Here is a 21,214-nt window from a genome sequence, read left to right as displayed (position 1 = left end):
CTTCGGCCTTCCTTTGCTTTCCCCGGCGGCGCTGACCGCCTAAACGCAGACTTCTAGGGTTTTTCATGACGCGCTTCATCTTCGTCACGGGTGGTGTTGTTTCTTCATTGGGGAAAGGCATCGCCTCGGCATCATTGGCGGCTATCCTGGAGGCGCGGGGCCTGAAGGTCACGATGCTCAAGCTGGATCCCTATATCAACGTCGATCCGGGCACCATGAGCCCGTTCCAGCACGGTGAGGTGTTCGTCACCCACGACGGTGCCGAGACTGACCTCGACCTGGGTCACTACGAGCGGTTCATCCGCACGACCATGACCCAGGACAACAACTTCACCACCGGTCGGGTTTACGAACACGTGCTGCGCAAAGAGCGCCGCGGCGATTACCTGGGCGCGACCATTCAGGTCATTCCGCACATCACCGACGAGATCAAGCGCCGCATCATCAAGGGTGCTGGTGATGCCGATGTGGCTATGGTCGAGATCGGCGGCACCGTGGGCGACATCGAGTCGCAGCCGTTCCTCGAAGCCATTCGCCAGTTGCGCGTGGAAGTAGGCGCCAAGCGCGCCATGCTCATGCACCTGACCCTGGTGCCCTATATCGCCACCGCTGGCGAGACCAAGACCAAGCCGACTCAGCATTCGGTCAAGGAATTGCGTTCCATCGGTTTGCAGCCGGACGTGCTGGTCTGCCGCTCCGACCACCCGGTGGATATCTCCTCGCGGCGCAAGATCGCGCTGTTCACCAACGTCGAAGAACGTGCGGTTATTTCCCTGGAAGACGTCGACACCATCTACAAGATCCCAGGCGTGCTGCATGCCCAGGGCCTGGATGATTTCGTCGTCGAGCGCTTTGGTCTGGAGTGCGGCGGTGCCGATCTGTCCGAGTGGGAGCGGGTGGTCGACGCCAAGCTCAACCCGGAGCATGAAGTCACCATCGCCATGGTCGGCAAGTACATGGAACTGCTGGATGCCTACAAGTCGCTGATTGAAGCGATGAGCCATGCCGGCATCCAGAACCGCACCAAGGTCAACCTGCGCTATATCGATTCCGAAGACATCGAGAACCAGGGCACCGCCTTGCTCGAAGGCGTCGATGCGATCCTGGTGCCCGGCGGTTTCGGCCTGCGTGGCGTGGAAGGCAAGATCACCACCGTGCAGTTCGCCCGCGAGAACAAGATTCCTTACCTGGGTATCTGCCTGGGTATGCAGGTCGCGGTGATCGAGTTCGCTCGCAATGTGTTGGGCTGGAGCGATGCCAACTCCACCGAGTTCGACGCCAGCAGCGGCCACCCTGTGGTTGGTCTGATCACCGAATGGCAGGACGCCACCGGCGTCACCGAGCAGCGCAGCAATGCCTCCGATCTGGGCGGCACCATGCGGCTGGGTGCTCAGGACTGCCAGTTGCTCAGCGGCTCGCAAGTGCATCAGTGCTACGGCAAGGATGTGATCGTCGAGCGTCATCGCCATCGCTATGAAGTGAACAACAACCTGTTGCCGCAACTGATCGAGGCTGGCCTCAAGGTCACCGGGCGTTCCGGTGACGGCGCGCTGGTCGAAGTGGTGGAAGCACCGGATCATCCGTGGTTCGTTGCCTGCCAGTTCCACCCGGAGTTCACCTCGACGCCGCGCGACGGTCATCCGCTGTTCAGCGGCTTCGTCAGCGCCGCACTGGCACAGCACGCGAAGAAGGCATAAGGACATGACCCAGAAGATCATCAAGGTCGGCGGTATCGACATCGCCAATGACAAGCCCTTCGTCTTGTTCGGCGGTATCAATGTCATCGAATCGCGCGATCTGGCCATGCGCGCCTGCGAAGAATATGTCCGGGTCACCGAAAAACTGGGTATTCCGTTCGTGTTCAAGGCCAGCTTCGACAAGGCCAACCGCTCCTCGATCAGCTCCTTCCGCGGCCCCGGCCTGGAAGAGGGCCTGAAGATCTTCGAGGACGTGAAACAGGCCTTCGGCGTGCCGCTGATCACCGACGTTCACGAACCGCAGCAGGCCGCCCCGGTGGCGCAGGTGTGCGACATCATCCAGCTGCCGGCATTTCTCTCGCGGCAGACCGACCTGGTGGTGGCGATGGCCAAGACCGGCGCGGTAATCAATATCAAGAAAGCCCAGTTCCTCGCTCCCCAGGAAATGAAGCATATCCTGGCCAAGTGTGTGGAAGCCGGCAACGACCAGCTGATCCTCTGCGAGCGTGGCAGCTCCTTCGGCTACAACAACCTGGTGGTGGACATGCTCGGCTTCGGCATCATGAAGCAGACCAACTACCCGGTGTTCTTTGACGTCACCCATGCCCTGCAGATGCCGGGCGGTCGTGCCGACTCCGCCGGTGGCCGTCGTGCCCAGGTCACCGACCTGGCCAAGGCTGGCATGAGCCAGGGCCTGGCTGGGCTGTTTCTCGAAGCACATCCGGATCCGGACAACGCCAAGTGCGATGGCCCTTGTGCCTTGCGCCTGGACAAGCTGGAACCCTTCCTCACCCAGCTCAAGCAGCTGGATGATCTGATCAAGAGTTTTCCGCCGATCGAGACTGCCTGAAACGGCAATTCTGCGGTAAAGTGCCATTTGTATACAATCTGACTGAATAGTCGGTACAAGTTGCGCGCCGGAGCCCCCTCCAGCGCGCAATGAGTGTGCAGCTCGGTGCTACCCTTTTCGTCAACTTTTTGGAGTGCTAAACGCAATGGCAAAGATCGTCGACATCAAAGGCCGTGAGGTTCTCGACTCCCGTGGCAACCCGACCGTGGAAGCCGATGTGATCCTCGATAACGGCATCATCGGCAGCGCCTGTGCGCCGTCCGGTGCTTCCACTGGTTCGCGCGAAGCGCTGGAACTGCGAGATGGCGACAAGAGCCGTTATATGGGCAAGGGCGTACTCAAGGCCGTAGCCAATATCAACGGTCCGATTCGTGACCTGTTGCTGGGCAAGGATCCGCTCGATCAGCAGGCCCTGGATCGCGCGATGATCGCCCTCGACGGTACCGAGAACAAAGCCACGCTGGGTGCCAACGCCATTCTCGCGGTGTCCCTGGCCGCTGCCAAAGCCGCCGCCCAGGACAACGATCTGCCGCTGTATGCACACATCGCCAACCTCAATGGCACGCCGGGCGTCTATTCCATGCCGGTGCCGATGATGAACATCATCAACGGTGGCGAGCATGCCGACAACAACGTCGACATCCAGGAGTTCATGGTCCAGCCGGTAGGTGCCAAGACCTTCGCCGAAGCACTGCGCATGGGCACCGAGATCTTCCATCACCTCAAGGCCGTACTCAAAGCCCGTGGCTTGAGCACCTCGGTGGGTGATGAAGGTGGTTTCGCCCCTAACCTGACCTCCAACGAGGACGCCCTGGCCGCCATTGCCGAGGCCGTGGCCAACGCCGGCTACACGCTGGGCGATGATGTCACCCTGGCCCTGGATTGCGCTTCCAGCGAGTTCTTCGCCGACGGCAAGTACGACCTGGCAGGTGAAGGCAAGGTGTTCGACGCCGCTGGCTTCAGCGATTACCTGGCCGGCTTGGCCGAACGTTACCCGATCATCTCCATCGAAGATGGCATGGATGAGTCCGACTGGGCCGGTTGGAAAGTCCACACCGACAAGCTCGGCAGCAAGATGCAGCTGGTCGGCGACGACCTGTTCGTGACCAACACCAAGATCCTCAAGGAAGGCATCGACAAGGGCATCGCCAACTCGATCCTGATCAAGTTCAACCAGATCGGTACCCTGACCGAGACCCTGGAAGCCATCCAGATGGCCAAGGCGGCCGGTTACAGTGCAGTGATCTCCCACCGTAGCGGCGAAACCGAAGACTCGACCATCGCCGACCTGGCCGTGGGCACCGCTGCCGGCCAGATCAAGACCGGCTCGCTGTGCCGATCCGACCGGGTGTCCAAGTACAACCAGTTGCTGCGTATCGAAGAGCAGCTGGCTAGCAAGGCGCCGTATCGTGGCCGTGCCGAGTTCCGTGGCTAAAAACTGCTGCGGGCTGCGCTCGCGGGGTTTTCAGTGATTGGTCGAGTCATGGTAAAAGAGGGGCGGCGCGAGTCGCCCCTCTTTTCGTCCGGATGCTTTTACTGTCATGCGTAGTTCTTATTGGTTGTTAGTCATCCTGATCCTGCTACTGGTTGGCCTGCAGTATCGCCTGTGGGTGGGCGATGGCAGCCTGGCGCAGGTTACCGACTTGAGTCATCAGATCGCCGATCAACAAGGTGAAAATCAACGTCTGCTCGAGCGCAACCGTATCCTCGAGGCGGAAGTCTTGGAGCTGAAAAAGGGCATGGAAACCGTCGAGGAGCGCGCCCGCCATGAGCTGGGCATGGTCAAAGAGGGCGAGACCCTCTACCAACTAACTGAATGACAACCAGCTAACCGAATGAAAACGTCCGCATTAGCGCATTTCTGGGCCCTGATCCCAGCTGCCGGGGTTGGTAGTCGCATGCGTGCCGACCGGCCCAAGCAATACCTCGAACTGGCTGGTAAGACCATTGTGGAACACAGCCTGGCCTGCTTTCTCGATCACCCGCAGTTGCGGGGCGTGGTGGTCAGTCTGGCGCTCGATGATCCCTACTGGCCGACTTTGGCCTGTGCCCAGGATCGGCGCATCGTCCGCGCCGAGGGTGGTCGCGAGCGCGCGGATTCGGTGCTCAATGGCTTGCAACGCCTGGCCGAGCTGGGGGCGCAGGAAAGCGACTGGGTGTTGGTGCACGATGCGGCGCGGCCCAATCTGGCGCGCTCTGATCTGGATCTGCTGCTTGCCGAGCTGGCCGATGATCCGGTGGGCGGTCTGCTTGCGGTGCCGGTGCGCGACACCTTGAAGCGTGCCGGGTCTGATGGCCGGGTGCTGCAGACCGTCGACCGCTCCCTGATCTGGCAGGCCTACACGCCGCAGATGTTTCGCCTCGGCTTGCTGCGTCGTGCGCTGGCCCAGGCTATTGCCGCCGAGGTGGCGATAACCGATGAGGCGTCGGCTGTCGAATGGCTCGGGAAGGCGCCGCGCTTGATCGAGGGCCTCGCCGATAACCTCAAGGTGACCCGGCCCGAAGACCTCGACTGGCTCCGCCAGCACTGGGCCGCGCGCTGCTGATTGAGGTCTGTCAGGGGCCGGCGCCGGAACTACGGGGTTGAGCGCCGCGAGTTGCAGGGTTGAAGGCGACCGGCGCGCGGGGTCGAGTCATCAGGGGCGATATTCCCTGCGTTGCGCCAGTCCTGCCTTGAGGGCGTCCACCAGTTGTCGCACTTTTGGCGATAGATGCCGTTGCTGGGGATAGAGCGCCCAGACCGCGGTGTTGGGCGGCTGCTGGTTGTCCAGCAAGGAGACCAGGGCGCCGCTGCGCAGATGTTCGAGTACGTAGTAGTCCGGCAACTGACACAACCCCAGGCCGCGCAAGGCCGCATCGAGCACCGCCTGGCCGCTGTTGCAGCGCCAGTTGCCTTGCACGCGTTGCGAGGCTTCGCGGCCGTTGAGCTGGAAACTCCAGGTGTCCGAACTGCCAACCAGGCAGTTGTGCCGGCTCAGTTCGGACAGACTGTGTGGGCGGCCATAGTGCTGCAGGTAGTCTGGCGCGGCGCACAGGTACATGCGCCGGGGTGCCAGGCGTGTGGCGACCAGTCGCGAATCCTGCAGGCGGCCCAGGCGAATGGCCAGGTCCAGGCCCTCGTGGACCAGATCGAGGTTGCGGTTGCTCAGCTCTATGTCTACCCGCAGTTGCGGGTGCCGCGTCATGAAGTCCGTCACCAGGGGCACGATAAAGCGCTCGCCGTAGGCCACGGCACAGGTCATGCGCAACAGCCCTTTGGGTTCGCTGCCCAGGTCGCCGACCGCGCGCAGGGCTTCTTCGCGGGCATCCTGCAGGCGCTGGCAATGCTGCAGGAAGGTTTGCCCGGCTTCGGTCAGGGCCACGCGCCGGGTGCTGCGGTAGAACAGGCGAGTTTGCAGGCGCTCTTCCAGGTGGGCGACCTGGCGGCTGACCTGCGAGGAGGACAGGCCCAGGCGTTGGGCGGCGGCGGTAAATTGGCCGCATTCGGCCACCGCAACGAATTCATCCAGGCCTTCCCAGCGATTCATGATGTCTGCTTCTCCGCGATCATGATGTCCTCGAGCGGCTCGCTGAGGTGCTTGCAGCTTCTGACTATTATCCCTGTATGGCAATAATGTTTTGCCGTAACGCCGATTATTACTTTATTAAGGGTGATCTAAACTCTTCGCCACTGTTATATCCCGTCGGAGAGCGATCATGATCAAGTCCCGTGCTGCGGTAGCCTTTGCCCCCAACCAACCACTGCAAATCGTCGAAGTGGATGTCCAGCCACCGCAGGCCGGTGAGGTATTGGTGCGCATTGTTGCTACGGGCGTGTGCCACACCGATGCCTACACCCTGTCCGGTGAGGATTCCGAAGGGGTGTTCCCCTGCATCCTGGGTCACGAAGGCGGCGGTATCGTCGAGGCGGTAGGCGAAGGCGTGACCTCGCTGGCCGTGGGCGACCACGTAATTCCGCTGTACACCGCCGAATGCCGCGAGTGCAAATTCTGCAAGTCCGGCAAGACCAACCTCTGTCAGGCGGTGCGCGCCACCCAGGGCAAAGGCTTGATGCCGGACGGCACCAGCCGGTTTTCCTATCAGGGTCAGCCGATCTACCACTACATGGGCTGTTCGACTTTCTCCGAATACACCGTGTTGCCGGAAATTTCCCTGGCCAAGATCCCCCAGGATGCGCCGCTGGACAAGGTCTGCCTGCTCGGCTGTGGCGTGACCACTGGCATTGGCGCGGTATTGAATACTGCCAAGGTTGAGGAGGGTGCCACCGTGGCGATCTTCGGCCTGGGCGGCATCGGCCTGGCGGCAATCATCGGCGCGAAGATGGCCAAGGCCGCGAGGATCATTGCCGTCGACATCAATCCGGGCAAGTTCGAGATCGCCCGGCAACTCGGCGCTACCGACTGCGTCAATCCGAAGGAATTCGCCAAGCCGATCCAGGACGTCATAGTCGAAATGACCGATGGTGGGGTGGATTACTCCTTCGAATGCGTCGGCAATGTGCAGTTGATGCGCGCCGCGCTGGAGTGCTGCCACAAGGGCTGGGGCGAGTCGACCATCATCGGCGTGGCCGGTGCCGGTCAGGAGATATCGACCCGTCCTTTCCAGTTGGTTACCGGGCGGGTGTGGCGCGGTTCGGCCTTCGGTGGGGTGAAAGGTCGTACCGAACTGCCGAGTTATGTGGAGAAGGCGCAGAAGGGTGAAATCCCGCTGGATACCTTCATTACCCACAATATGCCGCTGGAAGACATCAACAAGGCGTTTGACTTGATGCATGAAGGCAAGAGCATCCGTACGGTGATCCACTTCTAGTGAAATGTTGGGGTGCGCGCGGCGCACCCTGCGGGGACGTTATGACTCTGGAAAATCTGTCTTGCCAGAAAAGCTTCGGCGGCTGGCACAAGCGCTATCGGCATCGTTCGAACACGCTCAACTGCGATATGGTCTTCGCCGTCTATCTGCCGCCGCAGGCCGAGCAGGGCGCCAAGCTGCCGGTGCTCTACTGGCTGTCGGGGCTGACCTGCAATGACGAGAACTTCATGCAGAAGGCCGGCGCTCACCGGCTAGCAGCCGAGTTGGGCTTGATCATCGTCGCGCCGGACACCAGCCCGCGCGGGCCAGATGTGCCGGGCGACCCGGAGGGCGCCTGGGACTTCGGTCTGGGTGCCGGCTTCTATCTCAACGCGACCCAAGAACCCTGGGCGCGCAATTACCGCATGCACGACTACGTGGTGCAGGAGTTGCCGGCGCTGATCGAGGCTAATTTCCCTGTCTCGGCCAAGCGCGGCATCAGCGGCCATTCTATGGGTGGGCATGGCGCACTGGTCTGCGCCTTGCGCAACCCGGGGCGTTACCAGTCGCTGTCGGCCTTCGCGCCGATTGGCAATCCGTCGAACTGCCCATGGGGCGAGAAGGCGTTTTCCCGCTACCTCGGCGATGAACGTTCGCGCTGGCGCGAATGGGATGCCTGTGCGCTCATTGCCGATGCGGCCGAGCGTTTGCCGATCCTGATCGATCAGGGCGATCGTGATGACTTTCTTGAGGGTCAGCTCAAACCGGACGCACTGAAGAATGCAGCGCAAGCAGCGAAGCATCCGCTGACCCTGCGCCTGCAACCCGGCTATGACCACAGCTACTACTTCATCGCCAGCTTTATCGAGGACCACCTGCGTCATCATGCGCAGGCGCTGGCATAGGGACGCGGTGCACGCCGCTCAGCGGTTGCGAAAACAGAGTTCGCCGTGGTGCAGGCCGATTGCCGGTGCGCACGGCGCCCCCCCAGTCAGCCTCCTGCATGTAGAATCAGGCCCTGACTTTTGCAGGGCGTTGTTCTTATGCGTATTGGCCACGGCTACGATGTACACCGTTTCGGCGAGGGTGAGTTCATCACCCTCGGCGGCGTACGGATTCCCCACAGTTGCGGGTTGATCGCCCATTCCGACGGTGATGTGCTGCTCCATGCGCTCGCCGATGCCTTGCTCGGCGCCGCGGCCTTGGGTGATATCGGCAAGCATTTTCCCGATACCGACCCGACCTTCAAGGGCGCCGACAGCCGTGAGTTGCTGCGACATGTCCTGGGTTTGCTTCAGGCCAAAGGCTGGCAGGTGGCTAATGTCGACGCCACCATCGTCGCCCAAGCGCCGAAGATGGCTGCGCATATCGATCGCATGTGCGATCTGATTGCCGAGGATCTGCAGGTCTCGCGGGAGCAAGTCAACGTCAAGGCCACCACCACCGAGAAGCTCGGCTTCACCGGCCGCGAAGAAGGCATTGCGGTGCATGCCGTTGCGCTGTTGGTAGGCCGATGAACGAACTCCAACTGCTTGGCCCGCGCGGCCATGGTGAGCCTTGCGGTACAGCGGTGCTCAAGGCTGTGGCGGAAGACTTTCAGGTCGACGAGGTGCTGGATATACCCCTGGCTGGCGAGGGTGAACACCTCTGGCTCTGGGTGGAAAAACGCGAGCTGAATACCGAAGAGGCGGCCAAGCGAATCGCCCGCGCCGCTGGCGTTGCAATCCGGATGATCAGCTATGCCGGACTCAAGGACCGCCAGGCATTGACCCGTCAATGGTTCAGTGTGCACCTGCCAGGTAAGGCCGATCCTGACTTGAGCGGCGCCGAAGACGCCACCTTGGCGATCCTCAAGCAGGTGCGTCATACCCGTAAATTGCAGCGCGGTGCTCATGCGGCCAATGGCTTTACCCTGCGTTTGACTCAACTCAAGGCCGACCGCGAGGCCTTGGATATCCGTCTTGGGCAAATAGTCGCTCAGGGCATTCCCAACTACTTCGGCCTGCAGCGCTTTGGCTTCGAGGGGGGGAATGTCGCCCATGCGCGACACTTTGCCGACTCTAAGACCTTGCCTGAAAAGCGCAATGTTCGTTCGCGCGTCCTGTCCGCCGCCCGCAGCTACCTGTTTAATCGCGTGCTGGCGCAGCGGGTCGCCGCCGAAACCTGGAATAAGGCGCTGCTGGGCGATCTGCTGGCCTTTACCGATAGCCGCAGTTTTTTTCCTGCCGGTGAGGCTGAATGCACGGACCCACGCCTGGCGATTCTGGATTTGCACCCGACCGGGCCCTTGTGGGGGGCAGGCCTCTCGACCGCCGGCGGAGTCGCCCAGGCCCTGGAGCAGATTGTTGCCGAGGATGAGCGTGCCTTGGTCGATTGGTTGGCAGAAGCGGGCATGACGCACGAACGGCGTATCCTGCGCCTCCCCATTGGCGGTTTGACGTGGCATTATCCCGAGCCTGACATTCTGCAACTGGAATTCGTCCTGCCGGCTGGATGCTTTGCCACCGTTTTGGTGCGCGAGCTCGTCGATCTGTTGCCTGCAGGGCAGGCGGACAACCCATGCGTATTCTGATTTCTAACGATGATGGTGTGGCAGCGCCAGGCCTTGCCGCGCTGCATGCTGCTTTGGCCGATTATGCCGAGTGCGTGGTGATCGCGCCGGACCAGGACAGAAGTGGTGCCAGCAGCTCGCTGACCCTCGACCGTCCCTTGCACCCTTGCACCTTGCCCAACGGCTTTATCAGCCTCAACGGCACGCCTACCGATTGCGTGCACCTGGGTTTGAATGGGCTGCTGCCGCACGTGGCGGATTTGGTCGTGGCCGGTATCAACCTGGGCGCTAATCTGGGCGATGACGTGCTCTATTCCGGCACTGTGGCCGCCGCTTTGGAGGGACGCTTCCTGACCCGTCCGGCATTCGCGTTCTCCTTGCTTTCGCGCCAGCCGGATAATCTGGCGACCGCCGCCTACTTCGCGCGCAAACTTGTGCAAGCCCATGAGCAACTGGATTTGCCGCCGCGCACCGTACTCAATGTGAATATCCCCAATCTGCCGCTGGAGCATATCCGTGGTGTCCAGCTGACTCGCCTGGGTCATCGTGCCCGTGCCGCTGCGCCGGTCAAGGTGGTCAATCCACGTGGCAAGGAGGGCTACTGGATTTCGGTCGCTGGCGACGCCGAGGATGGTGGGCCGGGCACTGATTTTCATGCGGTGATGCAGGGGTTCGTCTCCGTTACCCCGTTGCAGCTCGATCGTACCTTTCAGAGTGGCCTCAGCAGCCTGCAACCTTGGTTGGAGGGTTTGCTTTGATGAGGCGCGAGCAAGATGAGTTGAATCATCGTGGCATCGGCATGACTTCGCAGCGAACGCGCGAGCGGCTGATTCAGCGGCTGTATGAAGAAGGGCTGTCCAACGCCCAGGTGCTGGAAACGATCCGTCGCACACCGCGCCACCTGTTCGTTGATGAAGCCTTGGCCCATCGCGCCTATGAAGACACCGCGCTGCCGATCGGCCACAACCAGACCATTTCGCAGCCTTACATGGTTGCGCGCATGAGCGAATTGCTGCTGGCCGCCGGCCCTCTGGACAAGGTGCTGGAAATCGGCACCGGCTCCGGTTATCAGACGGCAATTCTCGCCCAGTTGGTCGAGCGGGTTTTCAGCGTCGAGCGTATTCAGGGGTTGCAGGACAGGGCCAAGGAACGCATGACCGAGCTGAACTTGCGCAACGTGGTGTTTCGCTGGGGTGATGGTTGGGAGGGCTGGTCGGCCCTGGCACCCTACAACGGTATCATCGTCACCGCGGCTGCCAGTGAGGTGCCCCAGGCGCTGCTCGATCAGTTGGCACCGGGTGGACGCCTGGTGATTCCGGTCGGTGCCGGTGATGTGCAGCAGTTGCTGCTGATTGTCCGTGAGGAACAGGGATTTGCCAGGCATATACTGGATGCCGTGCGTTTCGTTCCCTTGCTCAATGGGCCCTTGGCCTGATCTCTAGTGGTTACCTGGAAGGATCCATGAAGAAACTTCTTCTGCTCTTCGCCAAAGGCATTGCCATGGGCGCGGCCGATGTGGTGCCCGGCGTTTCCGGCGGTACCGTCGCCTTTATCAGCGGGATCTACGATGAACTGCTGCGTTCGATAGCAGGTGTGCCTGTCGCTCTGAGCTTGCTCTTGCGCGGTCGTGTGCTTGCCGCCTGGCAGACCGCGAACGCGACCTTCCTGCTTGTTCTGGTGACCGGCATTCTGACCAGCGTGCTCAGCCTGGCGCGGGTCATCACCTTCCTGCTAGCCGAGCACCCGATCCCGGTGTGGTCGTTCTTTTTCGGCTTGATACTGGTTTCTTCGCATCTGGTAGTACGAGAGATCCAGCGTTGGAACTGGAGTCGGTTCATCAGTTTCACTTTGGGGGCGGCCTTTGCCTACTGGATCACCGTGGCTGCGCCGATGCAGTGGGGTACTGACCCCCTGAGTATTTTCTTCGCAGGTTCGATTGCGATCTGCGCCATGATACTGCCGGGTATTTCCGGCAGCTTCATCCTGCTGCTGCTGGGTCTCTATCCCTTTATTCTCGGGGCGGTGAAAGGCCTGGATATCCATGTGCTGATGCTCTTTGCCAGTGGCTGTCTGGTTGGCATTGTCAGCTTTGCCGGGTTGCTGCGTTGGCTATTGCTGCGTTGGCGCGACCTCACCCTGGCGCTATTGACGGGCTTGATGCTGGGCTCGCTGAACAAGCTCTGGCCGTGGAAGGAAACCCTTACCTGGCACGCCGACAGCCATGGGCAGCAGGTGCCGCTGCTCCAATCCAACCTCTTGCCGGGACGTTTCGCCGAAGTCAGTGGGCAGGATCCACAGTTACTCTTGGCTATTCTTTTGGCTCTGGGCGGGGTAGTGCTGGTGCTCGGACTGGAGAGGCTGGCCAGTCGCCGGCAGCAAAGCAGCGGCTGCGCCGAATAATTGCGGCACAATACCCACCAATCGGCAAACGCCACTAGGCATAAAGGGAGACACGGGTGAGGTTCACTGCCATGCAACCGCGAATATGCAGCAGCATCGCTCGGAGCCTGTTGGGTGGCCTGGTGATTGGAACGCTCCTGGCCGGTTGCGCCAATTCGCCATCCGGTGGTGTGCAGGTTGTCGATCGAAATCACCGGGGGGCGGCGACACAGCAGCGTCAACCTGTGACCCGCGGTCAATATCTGGTGCGGCGTGGCGATACCCTTTATTCAATTGCCTTTCGATTCGGTTGGGACTGGAAAGCCCTGGCGGCGCGCAATGGCATTGCCTCGCCTTATCTGATTCGGATTGGCCAGGTCATTCGCTTCGACGGTCGCCGGCCGACGCGCAAGGCTGTCGCTGCCGCCCCTGCAGCACCGATTGGTCGCACGGTTGTGCCGTTTAAGCCCCCTGTTGTCCGGGCTCAGGCGAAGTCGCCAGTGCCTATCAAGACAACCCAGGCGACCACTCCACTGCACTCTGTCACACGCTCAGCATCAGGCTGGGCCTGGCCCGCCAGTGGTGTTGTCATTGGGCGATTCTCCTCAAACGGTAGTTTGAATAAAGGCATTGATATCGCCGGGGATTTGGGACAGCCTGTTTTGGCTGCGTCTGATGGTTCAGTGGTGTACGCCGGGAGTGGTTTACGGGGCTACGGTGAGTTGCTGATCATCAAACATAGCGATACCTACGTAAGTGCCTACGGACACAACCGCAGGCTGCTGGTTCAGGAGGGACAGCAGGTCAAAGCTGGGCAAACGATTGCCGAAATGGGTTCCACGGGAGCCGACCGGGTGAAGCTTCATTTTGAAATTCGCCGTCAGGGTAAGCCAGTAGACCCGATGCAATACTTGCCACATCGTTGATCTGTCGCTCGTCTGCTCCATCACGTGGGAAGGACGGGCTCAGGTGTTGCCAGGGAGACAGGCGCCACCAGGGCTTGCTGTCGAACTCAGCAAGGGACAACAACAATGGCACTCAATCCAAAAGAAGCGCCGGAGTTTGACGTCGACGATGAAATGCTCTTGATTGAGCCCGGCATCGTCTTGAATGATGTGCCGAATGAAAAGGTCGAAACGCCAATCACTCGCACTAAAGTCAAGCAATCCGGCAGCAAGCAGCACAAGTACATTGATTACACCCGCGCGCTCGACGCCACACAGCTGTATCTCAACGAAATCGGGTTTTCCCCCCTGCTTAGTCCTGAAGAGGAAGTGTTCTTTGCGCGTCTCGCGCAGAAGGGCGATCCGGCTGGACGTAAGCGCATGATCGAGAGCAACCTGCGCCTAGTGGTGAAAATCGCCCGCCGCTATGTCAATCGCGGTTTGTCGCTGCTCGATCTGATCGAAGAAGGTAACCTCGGCTTGATCCGTGCGGTCGAAAAATTCGACCCGGAGCGTGGTTTTCGCTTCTCGACGTATGCAACCTGGTGGATCCGTCAGACCATCGAACGGGCGATCATGAATCAGACCCGTACCATTCGATTGCCGATCCATGTAGTTAAAGAGCTCAACGTCTACTTGCGTGCGGCGCGCGAGTTGACCCAGAAACTCGACCATGAGCCTTCGGCCGAAGAGATTGCCAACTTGCTGGAAAAACCGGTGGGTGACGTCAAGCGCATGCTCGGCCTGAACGAGCGGGTGTCTTCGGTAGATGTTTCGCTTGGCCCTGATTCGGACAAGACCCTGCTCGATACCCTGACCGATGACCGCCCGACGGATCCGTGCGAACTGCTGCAAGACGACGACCTTTCGCAAAGCATCGACCAATGGTTGTCCGAATTGACCGACAAGCAGCGTGAAGTCGTGGTGCGGCGTTTCGGCTTGCGCGGCCACGAAAGCTGCACCCTGGAAGAAGTGGGCCAGGAGATCGGCTTGACTCGCGAGCGGGTGCGGCAGATTCAGGTCGAGGCGCTCAAGCGCTTGCGCGAGATCCTGGAAAAAAACGGTTTGTCGAGTGACTCCCTGTTCCAGTAGCTCTTGCCTGTTCTACACAACCCGGCCCAGGCCGGGTTTTTTGTGGGTGCCATGTAAGCCTTTGCTTACATGGCGTGTAAGCGATTAAGGGAAAAAATGGCAGGATAGTCGCCGCTTTAATCTGGAGGTGCAATGCAACGTGATGATTAATATGATTATTTAATTTTTTCTTCCTAGCGTTGCGTCTGTTTCAGGTATTTGGCGGGCTTGTGGCAAAGCAGGGAAACGCTAGTATTGCACCTGTGTCTAGGGACTGGCACAGGCCGCAACGGATAGTGGTCAGGACAATCGCAGGATGCGATTTCATCAGGATGATGAGCAGGGAATACAGGGAGTAGGGACAAAAGAGTGGGCGGGTAATACCGCCCCTTTTTTTTGCCTGCAATAAAGCAAAAGACCCGCGCAAGGCGGGTCTTTCAGTGAACGCTGAGTAAGAGTTAGCGCTCCAGATACTGCAGCTTGTCTTTTACGCCATCCCACTCTTCAGCATCAGGTAAGCCTTCTTTCTTCTCGGTGATGTTCGGCCAGACTTCGGCCAGGTCGGCATTGAGCTCGATATATTCCTGTTGATCTTCCGGCACTTCGTCTTCGGAGAAGATCGCTTGAGCCGGGCACTCCGGCTCGCAGAGTGCGCAGTCGATGCACTCGTCCGGGTGGATCACCAGGAAGTTCGGGCCTTCGTAGAAGCAGTCCACCGGACAGACTTCCACGCAGTCGGTGTACTTGCACTTGATGCAGTTGTCGGTGACGACGAAGGTCATTTCTAATTCTCTCCTCAGGCTACGGCACGGGGACTGTTTTCCATAAACAGCCCCTCGGCTCGGGAAACTATGACTGCGACGCCAGGCTAGTAGGCCGCAGCATCCCAAAGCGCGCGCGATTCTAACAGCTTGCGCGTGCGGGCGTTAGACTCGCGCTTTCCATGTATATAACAGTTCCAGCGCTTTGCGCGGAGTCAGATCATCCGGGTTGATCTTGAATAATTCCTCCAGAACCGGGTGCGGCAGGCTGGAAAACATATCGCTTTGCAGCGGAGTCGCCTGCTGGCCGGGTTCGTTGCGTGGCAAATCATGGGGCAGACTGGTGGTTTCCAGTCGCGCCAGATGCTCGCGGGCGCGCAGGATCACCGCGCCGGGAACACCGGCCAATTGCGCTACTGCTAAACCATAGCTCTGACTGGCTGGGCCGGGCAGTACATGGTGCAAAAACACGATGCGCTCATTGTGCTCGGTGGCATTGAGATGCACGTTGGCAACCAGCGGCTCGCTTTCCGGCAGTACCGTGAGTTCGAAATAGTGGGTGGCGAACAGCGTATAGGCCCGCAGCTTGGCCAGCTGCTCGGCCGCCGCCCAGGCCAGCGACAGGCCATCGAAGGTGCTGGTGCCGCGGCCGACTTCGTCCATCAGCACCAGGCTGCGTTCTGTGGCGTTGTGCAGAATATTCGCGGTCTCGCTCATCTCGACCATGAAGGTCGAACGGCCACCCGCCAGGTCATCGCTTGATCCGATACGGGTGAAGATGCGATCGACCAGCGACAGTTCGCAACTGGCCGCAGGCACGAAGCTGCCGATATGCGCGAGCAGTACGATCAGCGCAGTCTGGCGCATGTAGGTGGATTTACCGCCCATGTTCGGGCCGGTGATGATCAGCATGCGGGTGTCATCGTCCAGGCTCAGGTCGTTGGCCACGAAGGGGGTGGTCAGTACCTGCTCGACCACCGGATGGCGGCCCTGTTCGATGCGCATGCAGGGCTCGTCGACGAAGCGTGGACGATTGAGGTCGAGGTTCAGGGCGCGTTCGCCCAGGTTACTCAGTACGTCCAGTTCGGCCAGGGCGGCGGCGCTGTCCTGCAGCGGGCCGAGGTGGCCGATCAGGCGTTCCAGGAGTTCTTCGTAGAGGATCTTTTCGCGGGCCAGAGCGCGGCTCTTGGCCGATAGAGCCTTGTCCTCGAATTCCTTGAGCTCGGGAGTGATGAAGCGCTCGGCACCTTTCAGGGTCTGGCGGCGGATATAGTCGGCCGGTGCCGACTCGGCCTGCTTGCTCGGCAGTTCGATAAAGTAGCCATGCACGCGGTTGTAGCCGACCTTGAGGTTGGCCAGGCCGGTGCGGGCCTTCTCCCGCACCTCCAGATCCATCAGGTACTGGCCGGCGTTTTCGCTGAGCGATTGCAGTTCGTCCAGCTCGACGTCGTAGCCGGTCTTGAGCACGCCGCCATCGCGGATCACCGCAGGCGGGTTGTCGATAATGGCGCGGGCCAGTAACTCGGCCAGCTCCGGGTAGGTGCCGACTATGCCGGCCAAGTCAGCCAAGTGCGGCGAGTCGAGGTCAGTCATGGCCTGCTGCAGTTCGGGCAGGGCGGCCAGGGCATCGCGTAGACGCGCCAGATCCCGTGGCCGCGCATTGCGCAAGCCGATACGCGCGAGGATGCGTTCCAGGTCGCCGATTTCCTTGAGCTGCGGCTGCAGGGTCTCGAAGCGATAACGCTCCAGCAGGCAGGCAATCGATTCCTGGCGCGCTTCCAATATTGTACGGTCGCGCAGCGGGCGATTCAGCCAGCGGCTGAGCAGGCGGCTGCCCATGGCGGTCTGGCAGCGGTCGACTACCGATTGCAGAGTATTTTCGCGCCCGCCGGCGAGGTTGACGTCCAGTTCCAGGTTGCGCCGGCTGGCGCCGTCGAGAATCACCGTGTCGTCGAGGCGCTCATGGCGCAGGCTGCGCAGGTGCGGCAGGGCGGTGCGCTGGGTTTCCCGGGCATAGGCCAGCAGGCAGCCGGCGGCGCCTATGGCCAGGGTCAGGTTCTCGCAGCCGAAGCCTTTCAGATCCTGGGTGGCGAACTGCTGACAAAGGCTCTTGTGTGCACTGTCGCGCTCGAAATCCCAGGGCGCACGGCGGCGCGCACCGCGGCGTTTTTCTGCCGGTAGGCCCTGCGGCCAGTCGTCGGGAATCAGCAGCTCGACCGGGTTGAGGCGCTCCAATTCGGCCAGCAGGTTCTCCCAGCCTTTGATTTCCAGCACGCTGAAGCGGCCGCTGGTGATGTCCAGCACCGCCAGGCCGAACAGTCGCTCGTCACCGAGTACGGCGGCCAGCAAATTGTCGCGCCGCTCGTCGAGCAGGGCTTCGTCGCTGACCGTGCCGGGGGTGATGATGCGCACCACCTGGCGCTCCACCGGGCCTTTGCTGGTTGCCGGATCGCCGATTTGTTCACAGATGACCACCGACTCGCCGAGCTTGACCAGTTTGCCGAGGTAGCCTTCGGCCGCGTGGTAGGGAATCCCGCACATGGGGATGGCTTGGCCGGCCGACTGGCCGCGAGCGGTGAGGGTGATATCCAGCAGCTTGGAGGCCTTTTTCGCGTCCTCGTAGAAGATCTCGTAGAAGTCGCCCATGCGGTAGAACATCAGCTGATCGGGGTGCTGGTTTTTCAGCCTCCAGTACTGCTGCATCATGGGCGTGTGAGAACTAAGATCGCTTTGGCTCATCGTTTTAACTGTCCGGCTGAATCGCAAAAGCGCCTAGTGTACGGTATCCCCCTGGCTGGCTTTAACCCCGGAGTGCAGATGACTGTGAATGATCAACGCCTGACCCGGCTGGCCGCCGAACTGGGTCAGCGATTGCAGGCGCAAGGTGCGCAGGTAAGTACCGCCGAGTCCTGTACTGGCGGCGGCATCGCCGAGGCAATTACTAGAATTCCGGGCAGCTCGGCCTGGTTCGAGGCGGGTTATGTCACCTATTCCAATGGGCAGAAGAGCCAGCAGTTGAGGGTGCCCGAGGCGTTGTTCGCTACTGTGGGGGCGGTCAGCCGCGAGGTGGTCGAGGCCATGGTCCGTGGCGCCCAGGCGCAGAGCGGGGCGCGTTATGCGGTCGCGGTCAGTGGCGTGGCCGGGCCGGATGGCGGCTCGGCGGAGAAGCCGGTGGGCACCGTGTGGCTGGCTTGGGGTGACGGCGAACGGCTGTTCAGCACACGTCGCCAGTTCGCTGGAGACCGCGGCGAAGTTCGCCGACAAACGGTCGAGGCCGCGCTGGAGGGACTGCTGCGCGTGATTGCGCAAGAAAATCCAAATGCAGGGTAGGCGAGGGACTTGCCCTGTGGAATAATACTGTCTACTTATACAGTTGTTAATGGCCGCTAGTAGGCCCTTCTTTATTACGTGAGGACTTCAATGGACGAGAATAAGAAGCGCGCCTTGGCGGCAGCCTTGGGCCAGATCGAAAAGCAGTTCGGCAAAGGCGCGGTCATGCGCATGGGCGACCATGAGCGTCAGGCGATTCCGGCCATTTCCACCGGCTCGCTCGGTCTGGACATTGCCCTGGGTATTGGCGGTCTGCCGAAAGGCCGGATCGTGGAGATCTACGGCCCCGAGTCTTCCGGCAAAACCACCCTGACCCTGTCGGTGATCGCCGAAGCGCAGAAGCTTGGTGCCACCTGTGCATTCGTCGATGCCGAGCATGCTCTGGACCCTGAATATGCCGGCAAGCTGGGCGTGAATGTCGATGACCTGCTGGTATCGCAACCGGATACCGGCGAGCAGGCGCTGGAAATTACCGACATGCTGGTGCGCTCCAATGCCGTCGACGTGATCGTCATCGACTCCGTGGCGGCCTTGGTGCCGAAAGCGGAAATCGAAGGCGAGATGGGCGACATGCACGTGGGCCTGCAGGCTCGCCTGATGTCCCAGGCACTGCGCAAGATCACCGGCAACATCAAGAATGCCAACTGCCTGGTGATCTTCATCAACCAGATCCGCATGAAGATCGGGGTGATGTTCGGTAGTCCGGAAACCACCACCGGCGGTAATGCGCTGAAGTTCTACGCCTCGGTGCGCCTGGACATTCGCCGCACCGGTGCGGTGAAGGAGGGTGACGAAGTGGTGGGCAGCGAAACCCGGGTCAAGGTCGTGAAAAACAAGGTGGCGCCGCCGTTCCGTCAGGCTGAGTTCCAGATCCTCTACGGCAAGGGCATCTACCGCAATGGCGAGGTTATCGACCTCGGCGTGCAACACGGCCTGCTGGAGAAATCCGGAGCCTGGTACAGCTATCAGGGCAGCAAGATCGGTCAGGGCAAGGCTAATTCGGCCAAGTACCTGGAAGACAACCCGGAAGTGGCACGCACCATCGAGGGTCTGGTCCGCGAGAAGTTGCTGGTGGCCAGCACTCCGGCCAAGGCCAGCGCAGACGATCTGGCCACCGCCGAGGCCTGATTCCTGGATCATGCCTGTCGTACTGGATAACCTCGTCGCGGTGCGCCGAGCAGCCATGGATCTCCTGGCGCGTCGCGAGCATGGGCGCGTCGAGTTGACCCGTAAGTTGCGTAAGCGTGGCGCCCCAGTCGAGCTGATCGACACAGCCCTCGAGCGCCTGGCGCAAGAGGGCTTGTTATCCGAAGCGCGTTATCTGGAAAGCTTTGTCGGCTATCGCGCGCGCGCCGGCTATGGGCCGTTGCGCATTCGTGAAGAGCTGATCCAGCGCGGCTTGCCCCGGCCCGATGTCGAGCAGGCGTTGCGCGACAGCGGCATCGATTGGTGCGAGCAACTGGAACAAACCTGGCGCCGCAAGTTTGCCGGCCAGTTGCCAGGCGATGCTCGTGAGCATGCCCAGCAGGGCCGCTTCCTCAGTTATCGCGGTTACCCGCTGGATCTGATCAGCCGCTTGTTACGCGGCCTCGATCAAGACTGAAATACCCTTCGAACCCGAAGCCTGCGCTCCGGGTTTTTTGTTGGTGATGTACCCGCTATGTGCTGATGGCAAAGCGGGCGGTATGGGTCATAGCCAGCTGACCGCGCTGGCCAACAGTAATCAGCTTGGCTGTTGCCAGTGCTGCGGCTGGTTGATCAGATCCAGTAATTCGCGCAAGCGGCCGTGGTCGCGGCTATTGAATGCAAAGGCCAGGCGAGTCAGATGGCAGAGCTCCGGTTCGTCCTGCTCGGTCTCGCAATAAGCCTGCTGCTGAAAACCACCGCTTTTGCACAGACCGATGAAATCGAGGTTCAGCTGCTGCATGGCCGCTTGATTGAGTGGGTGGTTGAGGCGAATCACATAGCGATCCTTGAGCCAGCGGCTGGAGTGGTAATTGCGATAGAACTGCGCGATTTCATCGGCTGCCTCCGTGGCGCTGTGTACCAGGCGCACGAGATGCTGGTCGTCGGGAAGGATATAGCGGTTATCCACCAGCTGTTTGTCGATGAAGGCCATCGCATCTTTCCAGAAACTACCCCCAGGTTGGTCGAGCAGTACCACGGGGACCAGTGGGCTCTTGCCGGTTTGAATCAGGGTCAGTACTTCGAGTGCTTCATCCAGGGTGCCGAAGCCGCCAGGACACAGCACCAGACCATCGGCTTCCTTGACGAAGAACAGTTTGCGCAGAAAGAAGAAGTGGAACGACAGCAGGTTGCTGGTGCCATGCACGGTGGCATTGGCCCCCTGTTCAAAGGGCAGGGTGATATTGAAACCCAGGCTGTTCTCCAGGCCGGCGCCTTCATGGGCGGCTGCCATGATGCCGCCGCCGGCACCGGTAACCACCATCAAGTCGTGCCGCGCCAGGGTAGCGCCGAGCTCACGGGCCAGGGCATACAGCGGGTGATCGGGCGGTGTGCGTGCCGAACCGAATACGGTGACTTTGCGCCGCCGTTTGAACTGGTCCAGTGAACTGAATGCGTGCTCCATTTCACGCAGGGTTTGCAGCATGATCTTGGCATCCCAGCGATTGCGGTCGGCTTGGGCCATGCGGATCACCGTGATCAGCATGTCGCGATACAGCGGCAGGTTCGGGCTGTCGCCAGGGACGACCAAGGTAACCAGCTCGTCGACTTTATCGGCAAGGTCGATGCCACTAGTCTGGAAGTGGCGGGATAAGTAATCGTCCGGTTCGTAAGGCATTCGACTTCTCCTTTCTGGATGCCGGCGGGTTTCTTTCGCT

The 21,214-nt window shown here is 60.7% G+C and carries 21 protein-coding genes; 17 read left to right on the top strand and 4 right to left on the bottom strand.

The genetic code is table 11. The annotated features are described in order from the left end of the window. Window positions 1-65 precede the first annotated feature (65 nt). From LJY18_RS11850 to ispD, 5 genes are all read left to right on the top strand, one after another. Complete coding sequence (locus tag LJY18_RS11850; RefSeq protein ID WP_238042021.1) at window positions 66-1,697, top strand: CTP synthase; 1,632 nt, start codon at window positions 66-68, stop codon at window positions 1,695-1,697. A 4-nt stretch (window positions 1,698-1,701) separates the two neighbouring features. Continuing rightward, a complete protein-coding gene (kdsA, locus tag LJY18_RS11845; RefSeq protein ID WP_238042020.1) occupies window positions 1,702-2,547 on the top strand; it encodes a 3-deoxy-8-phosphooctulonate synthase in 846 nt (281 codons plus the stop codon). Between the two features lie 145 nt (window positions 2,548-2,692). After that, a complete protein-coding gene (eno, locus tag LJY18_RS11840) occupies window positions 2,693-3,982 on the top strand; it encodes a phosphopyruvate hydratase (protein WP_238042019.1) in 1,290 nt (429 codons plus the stop codon). A gap of 106 nt (window positions 3,983-4,088) precedes the next feature. After that, on the top strand, window positions 4,089-4,367 hold the full coding sequence (ftsB, locus tag LJY18_RS11835; protein WP_238042018.1) for a cell division protein FtsB: 279 nt from the start codon (window positions 4,089-4,091) through the stop codon (window positions 4,365-4,367). Between the two features lie 15 nt (window positions 4,368-4,382). Beyond that, window positions 4,383-5,093, top strand: coding sequence for a 2-C-methyl-D-erythritol 4-phosphate cytidylyltransferase (ispD, locus tag LJY18_RS11830; RefSeq protein ID WP_238042017.1), 711 nt, complete (start codon window positions 4,383-4,385; stop codon window positions 5,091-5,093). Between the two features lie 90 nt (window positions 5,094-5,183). Here ispD and LJY18_RS11825 read toward each other — a convergent pair whose 3' ends face one another. Further along, window positions 5,184-6,074 (bottom strand): LysR substrate-binding domain-containing protein, encoded by an 891-nt coding sequence (locus LJY18_RS11825; protein ID WP_238042016.1) that lies wholly within the window; start codon window positions 6,072-6,074, stop codon window positions 5,184-5,186. A gap of 169 nt (window positions 6,075-6,243) precedes the next feature. On the opposite strand from LJY18_RS11825, the gene LJY18_RS11820 reads away from it, so the two are divergent. From LJY18_RS11820 to rpoS, 9 genes are all read left to right on the top strand, one after another. Further along, window positions 6,244-7,356, top strand: a complete 1,113-nt coding sequence (locus LJY18_RS11820) for an S-(hydroxymethyl)glutathione dehydrogenase/class III alcohol dehydrogenase (RefSeq protein WP_238042015.1) — start codon at window positions 6,244-6,246, stop codon at window positions 7,354-7,356. A gap of 41 nt (window positions 7,357-7,397) precedes the next feature. After that, window positions 7,398-8,240: an S-formylglutathione hydrolase gene (gene fghA / locus LJY18_RS11815; protein WP_238042014.1), complete on the top strand. Its 843-nt coding sequence runs from the start codon at window positions 7,398-7,400 to the stop codon at window positions 8,238-8,240. Window positions 8,241-8,378: 138 nt separating this feature from the next. After that, window positions 8,379-8,852, top strand: a complete 474-nt coding sequence (gene ispF, locus LJY18_RS11810) for a 2-C-methyl-D-erythritol 2,4-cyclodiphosphate synthase (RefSeq protein ID WP_238042013.1) — start codon at window positions 8,379-8,381, stop codon at window positions 8,850-8,852. Next, entirely contained in the window at window positions 8,849-9,907 is a 1,059-nt protein-coding gene (truD, locus tag LJY18_RS11805) for a tRNA pseudouridine(13) synthase TruD (RefSeq protein ID WP_238042012.1), read from the top strand. The genes ispF and truD overlap by 4 nt, the downstream gene beginning before the upstream one ends. After that, window positions 9,895-10,644 (top strand): 5'/3'-nucleotidase SurE, encoded by a 750-nt coding sequence (gene surE / locus LJY18_RS11800; protein ID WP_238042011.1) that lies wholly within the window; start codon window positions 9,895-9,897, stop codon window positions 10,642-10,644. Before truD ends, surE begins: the two co-directional genes overlap by 13 nt. Window positions 10,645-10,685: 41 nt before the next feature. Then, window positions 10,686-11,321, top strand: coding sequence for a protein-L-isoaspartate(D-aspartate) O-methyltransferase (locus LJY18_RS11795; RefSeq protein ID WP_238042316.1), 636 nt, complete (start codon window positions 10,686-10,688; stop codon window positions 11,319-11,321). 26 nt (window positions 11,322-11,347) lie between these two features. Next, on the top strand, window positions 11,348-12,286 hold the full coding sequence (locus LJY18_RS11790) for a DUF368 domain-containing protein (protein ID WP_238042010.1): 939 nt from the start codon (window positions 11,348-11,350) through the stop codon (window positions 12,284-12,286). 56 nt (window positions 12,287-12,342) lie between these two features. Next, on the top strand, window positions 12,343-13,191 hold the full coding sequence (locus tag LJY18_RS11785; protein WP_372866076.1) for a peptidoglycan DD-metalloendopeptidase family protein: 849 nt from the start codon (window positions 12,343-12,345) through the stop codon (window positions 13,189-13,191). A gap of 105 nt (window positions 13,192-13,296) precedes the next feature. Continuing rightward, entirely contained in the window at window positions 13,297-14,301 is a 1,005-nt protein-coding gene (gene rpoS, locus LJY18_RS11780) for an RNA polymerase sigma factor RpoS (protein WP_238042008.1), read from the top strand. A 437-nt stretch (window positions 14,302-14,738) separates the two neighbouring features. On the opposite strand, the gene fdxA is transcribed toward rpoS, so the two are convergent. Then, a complete protein-coding gene (gene fdxA / locus LJY18_RS11775) occupies window positions 14,739-15,062 on the bottom strand; it encodes a ferredoxin FdxA (RefSeq protein ID WP_238042007.1) in 324 nt (107 codons plus the stop codon). Between the two features lie 144 nt (window positions 15,063-15,206). After that, window positions 15,207-17,780 (bottom strand): DNA mismatch repair protein MutS, encoded by a 2,574-nt coding sequence (gene mutS / locus LJY18_RS11770; RefSeq protein ID WP_238042006.1) that lies wholly within the window; start codon window positions 17,778-17,780, stop codon window positions 15,207-15,209. A gap of 78 nt (window positions 17,781-17,858) precedes the next feature. On the opposite strand from mutS, the gene LJY18_RS11765 reads away from it, so the two are divergent. The 3 genes from LJY18_RS11765 to recX all read left to right on the top strand — a co-directional run bounded on the left by LJY18_RS11765 (window position 17,859) and on the right by recX (window position 19,974). After that, entirely contained in the window at window positions 17,859-18,371 is a 513-nt protein-coding gene (locus tag LJY18_RS11765) for a CinA family protein (RefSeq protein ID WP_238042005.1), read from the top strand. Between the two features lie 90 nt (window positions 18,372-18,461). Continuing rightward, complete coding sequence (recA, locus tag LJY18_RS11760; protein WP_238042004.1) at window positions 18,462-19,499, top strand: recombinase RecA; 1,038 nt, start codon at window positions 18,462-18,464, stop codon at window positions 19,497-19,499. Window positions 19,500-19,509: 10 nt separating this feature from the next. Next, complete coding sequence (gene recX / locus LJY18_RS11755; RefSeq protein WP_238042003.1) at window positions 19,510-19,974, top strand: recombination regulator RecX; 465 nt, start codon at window positions 19,510-19,512, stop codon at window positions 19,972-19,974. Window positions 19,975-20,094: 120 nt separating this feature from the next. On the opposite strand, the gene LJY18_RS11750 is transcribed toward recX, so the two are convergent. Then, a complete protein-coding gene (locus LJY18_RS11750) occupies window positions 20,095-21,174 on the bottom strand; it encodes an LOG family protein (RefSeq protein WP_238042002.1) in 1,080 nt (359 codons plus the stop codon). Between the last annotated feature and the right edge of the window lie 40 nt (window positions 21,175-21,214).

This window comes from Pseudomonas sp. MMS21 TM103, from assembly GCF_022132145.1.
Classification (GTDB): domain Bacteria; phylum Pseudomonadota; class Gammaproteobacteria; order Pseudomonadales; family Pseudomonadaceae; genus Aquipseudomonas.
Note: the sequence above shows the minus strand (reverse complement) of the source record. Positions and strands in the feature narration are given on the sequence as shown.